Source organism: Methanoregula sp. (assembly GCF_028712425.1).
Lineage (GTDB): Archaea > Halobacteriota > Methanomicrobia > Methanomicrobiales > Methanospirillaceae > Methanoregula.
Genome location: NZ_JAQTQD010000038.1, coordinates 1 through 9,106, shown reverse-complemented (window position 1 = coordinate 9,106; position 9,106 = coordinate 1). Strand labels below are relative to the sequence as shown.

Below are 9,106 nucleotides of genomic sequence, written 5' to 3'. Positions count from 1 at the left end.
TGGGCACATCTTCTTACGGGCTCTGTGGGACTGCGACAGCCATGGAGAAGACTTTTGGCAGCACCTGCCATGGTGCCGGGCGTATCATGAGCCGTTCACAGGCAAAGAAACGGCTGAGTGGCAAGGAAGTGGCCGCGAACCTTGCGAAAGAGGGGATTATCGTCAGGGCACCTCACGAGAACGCTATTGCCGATGAAGCCCCGGATGTGTACAAGCCGAGCGACGAAGTTGTCAGGGTTGTGCACGATGCCGGCATCTCGCGCCTTGTCGCCCGTCTCACCCCGATCGGGGTGATCAAGGGATGAGTTGCCGGGCCGGCTTTCTCTGGGACTCCCCGCAGCATTTCAGCCGGCTTATCGAGGACTGCGGCATCTCCTGCGAGATCGTAACCCCGCATATGCTTGCTGCCCCGTTTTTCCGTGGCTCGTTCAACTGCCTCATCATCCCGACCGGTTTTGGCAATGCAAAATATTCCAGCCTCCTTCCTGCACTCCGTGCATCCTCATCCCGCATCAGGAGGTTTGTTGAGAATGGCGGGAATCTCCTTGTGTTCGGCGCTGCGGACAACAAAACTGATGCCTATGACTGGCTCCCGTTCCGGCTGAAATATTCCCATGAGTTCCACCCGCGGACGATCTCGTGTTCCGGAGATTCACTTGCTGCTTCCCTTGTTGAAGAATATGACCCGGAGAACATCGAATGCGATGGATCGTTTCCGGAACATGAGGGGACCTGTGTTGGATCAGCAGGATCATCCGATGTCATCATCGAGTACCGGCAGGGAAAAGGAAGAATTGTTGTGACCAGCGTTCACGAGTTTCCGTCCCGTGAATTTTTAAAGAAGTTCTGCTGCGAAGGTATCACGAGTCCGCTGTAGCGGGGGTACGTGACGGTGATTTTGGGGTATCGGTCTCTCACCCCACACTCTCACATTCCACAACCTTCATCAACCTGAACGATTGACCAGAGTAATGAGGCATTCGTTATGCACCGCTACGTCTTGTCCTGCAATGCGGCATCGGAAGATCTGGAACCCGTTGTCCTTGCCGTCCATGAACTTATCCACCGGCTCCCCGTTACGGCAAAATCGGCAGATCGCGATGGCATCCGGGTTGAAGACGGCAGGATTATCAACCGGGTGTACAACGGCCCGGTTCTTCTTGATGCCATTGCCCGCAACCAGACGATCAAAACAACACCCACAAGCGGTGCCTATAAGGGTGTCCCGGTGACGGTGACACCCATCCGGGACAGGGAGGGAAATGCAATCGGGGCAATTGGCATAGTTGATATTACCGGTATCTTCGACCTCGCCACGCTCATGGAGCACCAGTCCGCAATCCTCAAGCAGGTCTGTGGAAAAGATCCCTGCCCGCTTGACTCGGAGAAGATCAGTTCACGAAGGTGATGAGTTGTCAGAATCCGCATTCAAAGTACTGGAGATCCTTGAACGGGCACAAGGGCCCCTCTCCGGGGAGACGATCAGCAACGAACTGGGGATAACCCGTTCAGCAGTCTGGAAACACATCAATGAACTCCGGATGATGGGATATGACATTTCCTCATCACAAAAGAAGGGATACCAGTTATCCAGGGCAAGCACGAAACTGCTCCCGTACGAGATTCACAAGAAACTCCGGACACAGTTTATCGGGAAGAAGATGCGGTACTTTGAGAACACGCCCTCCACCATCTGGGTCGGAAAACAACTCTGCTCGGAGGGGGATGTCGAGAAGATGAACGGCATGGTCATCATCGCAGAGGAACAGACCGGGGGGGTTGGCAGGTTGGGCAGGGCCTGGGTTTCCCCAAGCGGCGGAATCTGGATCACCATTGTCTTAAAACCCCGCATACCCGTCGATCATATCTTTATGGTCACCATGGCCGGGTCCATTGCCGTTGCCCGTGCAATACGAAAAGAGTTCAATCTTGGTGCACTCATCAAGTGGCCCAACGACATCTTCATCGGGAACAAGAAAGTAGCCGGGCTGCTTTTGGAACTCTCGGCAGAATCCGATGTCGTGCACCACTGCCTCCTCTCTATCGGCATTGATGTCAATGTCCCGGTCACCCACTTCTCACCGGACCTCCGCGATCAGATCACATCCATCTGTGCCGAAGTTGGACACACGGTAGACCGCGCATCATTCCTCGCCCGCATGTTAAAAGAGTTTGAAAGCCACCTCCTCCTGATTGAAAGCGGGGAGTACGATGCAATCATCCAGGAATGGAAGAGCATCTCCTGCACTCTTGAGAACCGTGTCCAGATCCGGACCCTCAAGAACAGTTTCGAGGGAGAAGCCGTAGATATTGACGAGTTCGGGGCCCTGATCATCAAGAAGGACAACGGCAAACTCGAACGGGTTATTGCCGGCGACTGTTATCACCAGTAATCCCGGTACTTTTTTATCGTCAACCATCATTTTTCTAAGAGGTTGACAATGTTTGGCGATATTGAACGTTCACGGGTATTAGCCTATTCCGCGGTTTTTATCGGGCTTATTGCACTGGGAAGCTGGATTTCGATCCCCTGCATCCCGGTCCCGTTCACGCTCCAGACTCTCTTTGTCCTGCTTGCCGGCGCCGTTATGAAACGGAAGGCGATACTTCCGGTAGCAGCGTACATTGTTCTTGGTACACTCGGCCTTCCGGTATTCCACAACGGGCTGTCCGGCCCGGGCGTGCTTCTCGGCCCAACCGGGGGCTATCTCGCCGGGTTCCTTGTTTCCGCGCTCATAGTCGGACTGGCGTACGAAAGCCCGTCGCGCCCGGTACGCATTGCCGGTCTTGCACTGGCGACAGCAGTCACACTCCTCTTTGGCATGACCTGGGTGATGATCTCTGCCGGCATGGAAATCATTCCCGCGTTCATCGCAGGAGTTATTCCCTTTATCCCGGGGGGCATCCTGAAAGCGGGTGCTGTCTACATCATTGCTGAGCGGTTGCCATGATCGAACTCTCCGGAATCCGCCACACGATACTTGACATCCGCGCTCTCCGGATCCCTCCTGGCATCACATCGGTAATCGGACCAAACGGCAGCGGGAAAACAATGCTCTTAAAACTCCTGGCCGGGATCTTCCTGCCACAGTCCGGGACTGTATCTATTGATGGAGTTACCCCCCGAATGGCTGAAACCGGCTGGGTCAATGAGTTCCCGGATCGCAACATCCTTTTTAGCACGGTGATTGATGAAGTCGCATCATCGCTGCGGTTCCGCCACATGCCCTGCAGGGAGGTGGAAAGAACGGTTGATGAACTCCTGGACTCGATGGGGATTTCCTCGTTAAGAGACCGGCCGGTGTGCGATCTCTCCGGGGGGGAGAAGGTCCTTGTCGCACTCGCGGCAGCGCTTGGACACTCCCCCCGGGTCCTTGTACTTGATGAATGTGACTCCCACCTCGATAATATCAGGGCCAGGCAGGTTGAACGGATTGTGCGGGAACGCCGGATCCCGTACGTAATACGTTGTACCCAGCAGGTCGAATCCGCAATCCGCAGCGATCATCTCATCTTCCTGGAGAATGGCCGGGTTGCCTTCGAAGGCTTGCCGGGGGAAGTATTCGCGCAGCTCCAAGGTACCCCTTTTTACCCCCTTTCCCTGGAGTGCGGGATATGAAGATAACACTTGATGCGGTACAGATCGCTCGTGATTCGTGGTCTCTTTCTGCTTCCGGAACATTCACTGAGGGCATTCACCTGATCAGCGGCGATACCGGCAGTGGAAAGACCACACTTGCGCGGGTAATCGCGGGGCTCTCGCTGCCCACATCGGGTAGGATCCGGCGGGATGGCATCAGTCATCCGATGATCTCGTTCCAGTTCCCGGAGCACCATGTCACGGGCTCAACCGTCAGCGAGGAGTGCTCCTCGTGGAGGGTTGATCCAACGATGATGCTTAAACAGGTATCGCTGAGCGAGAAGGCAGCACTCTCTCCCCTATGCCTGAGCCGGGGGGAACTGAAACGCCTGCACCTGGCCTGTGTCCTCTCGCAGGATTACGACCTTCTCGTCCTGGATGAACCCTTCAGCTCCCTGGACTGTAGAGAGAAAGAGCGGGCCTGCACCGCAATCTCCGGCCGCACACGGGGGATCACGATCATCTTCACGCACGAGCAGGCGCAATTCCCCCGGGTGGACATGCTCTGGGAGATCGCTGGCGGTTCGCTTCACTGCAGGGGAAGCCTCCCTGGTGCTCTCCGCACCTGGGAGCACGCCCCGGAGATCATCAGGACACTCATCAGGAACGGGAAAATACCGGCAAACCTCTCAAGAGAAGACATCCGGGAGGCTGCATGCAGGACATAAGGCTCCGCATTGTCACGGCGCTGCTGCTCACCCTTTCCGCATTTTTCAGCCTGGCGGGGGCAGCGTTCGTATTTCTCTGGTGGATCACCTGTTCCGGGAAGGTTTCAGAAATCATGCGGATGCGCATGATCCTTCCCGTTGCGGGCATGCTGGCGTTCTTCAGTGCCGTCCTCTCTCTTACCGGGGGCGACGGGGTATCGTATTTCCTCCGGATGATGGTCATCGTCCTTATCGGTTCATGGGTCTATGCCGAACAGAGGAGTGGGGAGTTCCTCCATCTCGGTGTCTGGTTGCTTGGGAAACGGACCGGGTTCGAGCTGGGAATGCTGGCCGACATGGCAATGCAGACACTTCACCTCATGGTCCGTGACTTCGATACTATCCGTGTTGCCCAGAACCTGAAAAAGGCCGGCCCTGCCAAAAAAACACTGGTACCAGCCGGACTTGTCCTGGTCACCAGTGCGCTGTCACGGGCTGATCACACCGCAGAGCTCATGGCGGTACGGGGATACCGGGACGGTGGTTCACTCTGTCCGCGGTTTTTCACCACACGCGGCGATATTGTGCGTTGCCTGGTTGCATTATGCATCCTCATCATAACGGCAATTCCCGTTAGTGAATTTTTTATACTTTACCGATGAATTTTTGAGAGGCTGAATATCATCCTGATGCCCGACTGAGGACTCATACATGCACCCTGGCTCTCCCAAGAAAGTCCTGATCACTGATACAACACTCCGTGATGCACACCAGTCGCTCATTGCCACGCGGCTCAGGACCGAAGATATGCTCCCGCTTGCACGGGAGATCGACAGTTGCGGATTCTTCTCCGTTGAAGCCTGGGGCGGTGCCACGTTCGATACCTGCATCCGGTTTCTTAACGACGACCCCTGGGACCGGTTGAGGGCATTAAAAACTGAGCTCAAACACACACCGATTCAGATGCTCCTCCGGGGGCAAAACCTGGTCGGGTACCGCCACTATCCTGACGACGTCGTCGATAAGTTTGTTGATGCAGCGAACAAGAACGGGGTTGATATCTTCCGAATTTTTGACGCGCTCAACGATATCCGGAACATGACGCGCTCGATGAAACGCGTCAAGGATAATGGTGCCCACCTGCAAAGCACCATATCCTACACGACAAGCCCGGTCCACAGTACCCGGTCATTCATCGAAATGGCAAAAGAGCTCTATGCCCTTGAATGCGATTCAATCTGCATCAAAGACATGGCGGGGCTCATTATGCCGGACCAGGCGCAGGAGCTCATCAAAGGAATCAAAAAAGCCGTGGATGTCAAAGTCTGCCTCCACAGCCACTGCACCAGTGGCATTGCCCCGATGAGTTACCAGGCAGCAATTTCTGCGGGTGTAGACATTCTCGATACCGCCATGTCACCGATCGCCATGGGGACATCCCAACCCCCCACGGAGAGCGTTGTCGCTTCGCTGACCGGCACGCCGCGAGACACCGGTATTGACCTGATTAAGCTCAGGGCGGTCCGGAACCAGGTCCTCCAGATCCGGGATAAATACCACGGGCTCCTGAACCCGATCTCCGAGCGGGTAGACAGCGATGTCCTGATCTACCAGCTCCCGGGGGGGATGATCTCGAATATCGTCTCCCAGCTCCAGGAACAGGACGCCCTTGACCGGTGGGATGATGTGCTGACGGAAGTGCCCCGTGTTCGCGAAGACCTGGGCTACCCGCCGCTTGTCACCCCCACAAGCCAGATCGTCGGGACCCAGGCCGTCCTCAATGTTCTCGTTAACGGTGAGCGCTACCGGAATGTAACAAAGGAAGTCAAGGATTACGTGCGCGGCCTGTACGGCAAATCTCCCGGGCCGATAAGCGATGAGGTCCGGACCCTTATCATCGGCGATGAGAAAGTCATAACGCACCGGCCGGCCGACCTGCTTGAACCGGCCTATGAAAGCATGAAGGCGGAAGCAACCAAGGCTGGGCTCATCAAAAAGGAAGAAGATGTCCTGACCTATATCCTGTATCCCGCCATAGCACCCTCGTTTCTCAAGGGTGAAAGGAATATGGAGGATATCCCCCGGAAACAATCTGCCTCCCAATCGTCTTCCAGTGACATCCCGAGCCAGATGGAAGTCGAGGTCGACGGTGAAGTTTTCACGGTCAGGATCGTTTCTGTGGGTGGAAATAAGGTTGAGGTTGCCAGTGCCATCCCGCAGAAGATCCCCCGCGGGGATATTGCTGGCGGGATCAAGAGCAACATGCAGGGCATGGTCCTCAAGGTTCCCGTCAGCAGGGGCTCGGCTGTTAAGAAAGGGGACACCCTCATAATCCTTGAAGCAATGAAGATGGAGAATCCAATCCACAGCCCGGTTGACGGCAAGGTCACCGAGATCTTTGTTGATACCGGCGATGTCGTCCAGAATGGCGATGTCCTGCTGGTGGTCCAATGAAATTTTTTGAGAAACTCTTAATTGCCAACCGTGGCGAGATCGCCATCCGCGTGATGCGTGCTTGCCGCGAGCTGGATATTGACACGGTAGCGATCTTCTCGGATGCCGACAAGAACGCGCTCCATGTCAGGTATGCCGATGAAGCGTTCCATGTCGGCGAAGCTCACCCTTCCAAAAGTTACCTCAATATGGAGCGGATCATCGACATTGCCAAGAAGTGCGGTGCCGAGGCCATCCACCCGGGATACGGGTTTCTTGCCGAGAACTACCGTTTTGCCAAGTTCTGTCTTGATGAAGGCGTCACGTTTGTCGGCCCGCAATGGAAGACCATTAAGGCAATGGGATCCAAGATCGGCAGCAAACAGATGATGCGGAGTGCCGGGGTCCCGGTGCTTCCCGGTACCGACAGCGGTATCACGGATATCGATGAGGCAAAGAAGGTTGCCGCGGAGATCGGGTACCCGGTTATTGTCAAAGCCAGTGCCGGCGGGGGCGGTATCGGGATGCAGATCGTGAACGACGAGAAGTCGCTGGAGGAAGCTGTCACCGGCAGCCAGCGGATCGCAAAGTCTGCGTTTGGGGATGCAACGGTCTTTATCGAGAAATACCTCATCAAACCCCGTCACATCGAGTTCCAGATCCTGGCAGATGAGCATGGCAATGCCGTCCACCTGTACGACCGCGAATGTTCCATCCAGCGCCGGCACCAGAAACTGATCGAAGAGGCTCCCTCCCCCATCATGACCGATGAACTCCGGGAACGGATGGCTGAATCAGCGCTCAAGGTCTCCGAGGTATCGAACTACACCAATGCCGGTTCGGTTGAATTCCTTTACAGCCAGGGCAATTACTATTTCATGGAGATGAACACCCGGCTCCAGGTCGAGCACACCATAACGGAGTTCATCACGGGCGTTGATCTCGTCAAGCAGCAGATCGCGATTGCCGCAGGCGAATCGCTCTCCTTTGAACAGAAAGACCTTTCAATCCGGGGCCATGCAATTGAGTGCCGTATCAATGCTGAAGACCCGCTCAACAATTTTGCAGCGGATCCGGGAAAGATCCTGCGATACCGCTCCCCGGGCGGCCCGGGCATCCGGGTTGATTCCGGCATCCACATGGGATACACCATCCCGCCAAACTACGACTCCATGATCGCAAAACTATGTGCATGGGACAGCACACGCCTCGATGCCATCCGACGGATGCGCCGCGCAATCACCGAATATATCGTGCTTGGTATCAAAACAACCCTCCCGCTCCATTACGCGATCATGAACAACCAGCAGTTCATCGAAGGGAACACCCACACGCACTTCCTGCAGGAAGAGCACATCTTAAAAACACTTGAGCGGTACAAGCGGGACGAAGAAACCCGCATGCAGACGCTTGCCGGATCCTTTGACCAGGGCAAAAAAGTTGCTGCGATCACTGCAGCGGTCAACACATACATCCAGCAGAAAAAATCGTGACAAAAAAACTGTCACGTTATGAGAACCTTTAACTATTTTTACGGCGTTTTTATTATGCACTTTTGTGCTGCGGTGGCCTAGCTGGTTAGGGCGCCAGACTCATAGGGTTTGTTGAACTCTTTCACTGTTCAGGCTTTGAGAGATCTGGAGATCGGGGGATCGTAACCCTCTCGCAGCATTTTTCTGTTTTTTTAGCTCAAAATCTCAGGGATCGACAGATCCGGATTGTTTTAAGGGGAGATTGCTCCCAATAAGAACCTCTTGTTCAGATGCCATATTGGTCGATCAACCAGATCAACTCCGTAAACCCGTTCATCTCCATCTCCAGCACCTGTTCCCGGGTCATGCCCATGCTGGTCTCGGCATCGGCTGTCAGCATCTCGGGACCACGGAGTACCGTGCGGGAAATCCCATCCCGAGACAGGATCTCTTCCGCTTCGGCATCGTGGACAAACGCACGGCCGGGAAGGATGACAACCGGTTCAAGGGACCGGAGATCGAGCTGCTTCAGGTCCTCGGCAGTAATGAGACACGCAATCTCTTTTGGCACCGGTACAACCGGGACATCCGATCCGCATGCGGAGAGGATGGTATCGATGAACGGAGTCGCGATACTCCCGCTGACAACGCTCGCCCGTTTCGTGACCCGCGGGAGTTTTGCCAGCAGACCCTGCTCGTAGCGGATCGCAAATGGCGAGCCGATCTCCGGGTCCCAGAGAGGCGTGCCGGATATTTTCATCGTGAACTTTTTCCGGAGATCCGTTATCATGTCCCGGAACGATTCCACGCTCTGGGTTTTCTGCTTCCCCATGACCGGTCCGTTACCGAGAATGAGTCCCTGATCGGTATTGTTGGCAAACCGCATCAGGATCAGGCCTTTTGCCCCTTTCTCC

General features: G+C 55.3%; 10 protein-coding genes, 1 tRNA gene and 1 pseudogene. 11 read left to right on the top strand and 1 reads right to left on the bottom strand.

What is annotated here, in order from left to right; translation table 11 throughout:
- The 11 genes from PHF39_RS13190 to PHF39_RS13140 form a co-directional block, all read left to right on the top strand.
- On the top strand, positions 1-305 hold a 305-nt coding region (locus PHF39_RS13190; protein WP_300224867.1), incomplete at its 5' end, for an RtcB family protein.
- Complete coding sequence (locus tag PHF39_RS13185) at positions 302-877, top strand: hypothetical protein (protein ID WP_300224864.1); 576 nt, start codon at positions 302-304, stop codon at positions 875-877. The genes PHF39_RS13190 and PHF39_RS13185, both read left to right, overlap by 4 nt.
- 108 nt (positions 878-985) lie before the next feature.
- On the top strand, positions 986-1,408 hold the full coding sequence (locus PHF39_RS13180; protein ID WP_300224861.1) for a DUF2111 domain-containing protein: 423 nt from the start codon (positions 986-988) through the stop codon (positions 1,406-1,408).
- A 4-nt stretch (positions 1,409-1,412) separates the two neighbouring features.
- The gene (locus tag PHF39_RS13175) at positions 1,413-2,393 is read left to right on the top strand and encodes a biotin--[acetyl-CoA-carboxylase] ligase (protein WP_300224859.1); all 981 of its coding nucleotides are present in this window, start codon (positions 1,413-1,415) and stop codon (positions 2,391-2,393) included.
- A 48-nt stretch (positions 2,394-2,441) separates the two neighbouring features.
- Positions 2,442-2,951: a biotin transporter BioY gene (locus PHF39_RS13170; protein ID WP_300224857.1), complete on the top strand. Its 510-nt coding sequence runs from the start codon at positions 2,442-2,444 to the stop codon at positions 2,949-2,951.
- On the top strand, positions 2,948-3,619 hold the full coding sequence (locus PHF39_RS13165) for an energy-coupling factor ABC transporter ATP-binding protein (RefSeq protein WP_300224855.1): 672 nt from the start codon (positions 2,948-2,950) through the stop codon (positions 3,617-3,619). Before PHF39_RS13170 ends, PHF39_RS13165 begins: the two co-directional genes overlap by 4 nt.
- Entirely contained in the window at positions 3,616-4,308 is a 693-nt protein-coding gene (locus PHF39_RS13160; RefSeq protein WP_300224853.1) for an ATP-binding cassette domain-containing protein, read from the top strand. Before PHF39_RS13165 ends, PHF39_RS13160 begins: the two co-directional genes overlap by 4 nt.
- The gene (locus PHF39_RS13155) at positions 4,296-4,949 is read left to right on the top strand and encodes a hypothetical protein (protein ID WP_300224851.1); all 654 of its coding nucleotides are present in this window, start codon (positions 4,296-4,298) and stop codon (positions 4,947-4,949) included. The genes PHF39_RS13160 and PHF39_RS13155 overlap by 13 nt, the downstream gene beginning before the upstream one ends.
- A 49-nt stretch (positions 4,950-4,998) precedes the next feature.
- Positions 4,999-6,741 carry a pyruvate/oxaloacetate carboxyltransferase gene (locus PHF39_RS13150; RefSeq protein WP_300224849.1) on the top strand — a complete coding sequence of 581 codons (1,743 nt, stop codon included), beginning with the start codon at positions 4,999-5,001 and terminating at the stop codon, positions 6,739-6,741.
- Positions 6,738-8,213 carry an acetyl-CoA carboxylase biotin carboxylase subunit gene (locus tag PHF39_RS13145; protein WP_300224845.1) on the top strand — a complete coding sequence of 492 codons (1,476 nt, stop codon included), beginning with the start codon at positions 6,738-6,740 and terminating at the stop codon, positions 8,211-8,213. The genes PHF39_RS13150 and PHF39_RS13145 overlap by 4 nt, the downstream gene beginning before the upstream one ends.
- Before the next feature lie 66 nt (positions 8,214-8,279).
- A tRNA-Met gene (locus tag PHF39_RS13140) sits at positions 8,280-8,391 on the top strand.
- A gap of 87 nt (positions 8,392-8,478) precedes the next feature.
- On the opposite strand, the pseudogene PHF39_RS13135 reads toward PHF39_RS13140, so the two are convergent.
- A pseudogene (locus PHF39_RS13135) lies at positions 8,479-9,106 on the bottom strand (methanogenesis-associated radical SAM protein); the annotation flags it as partial.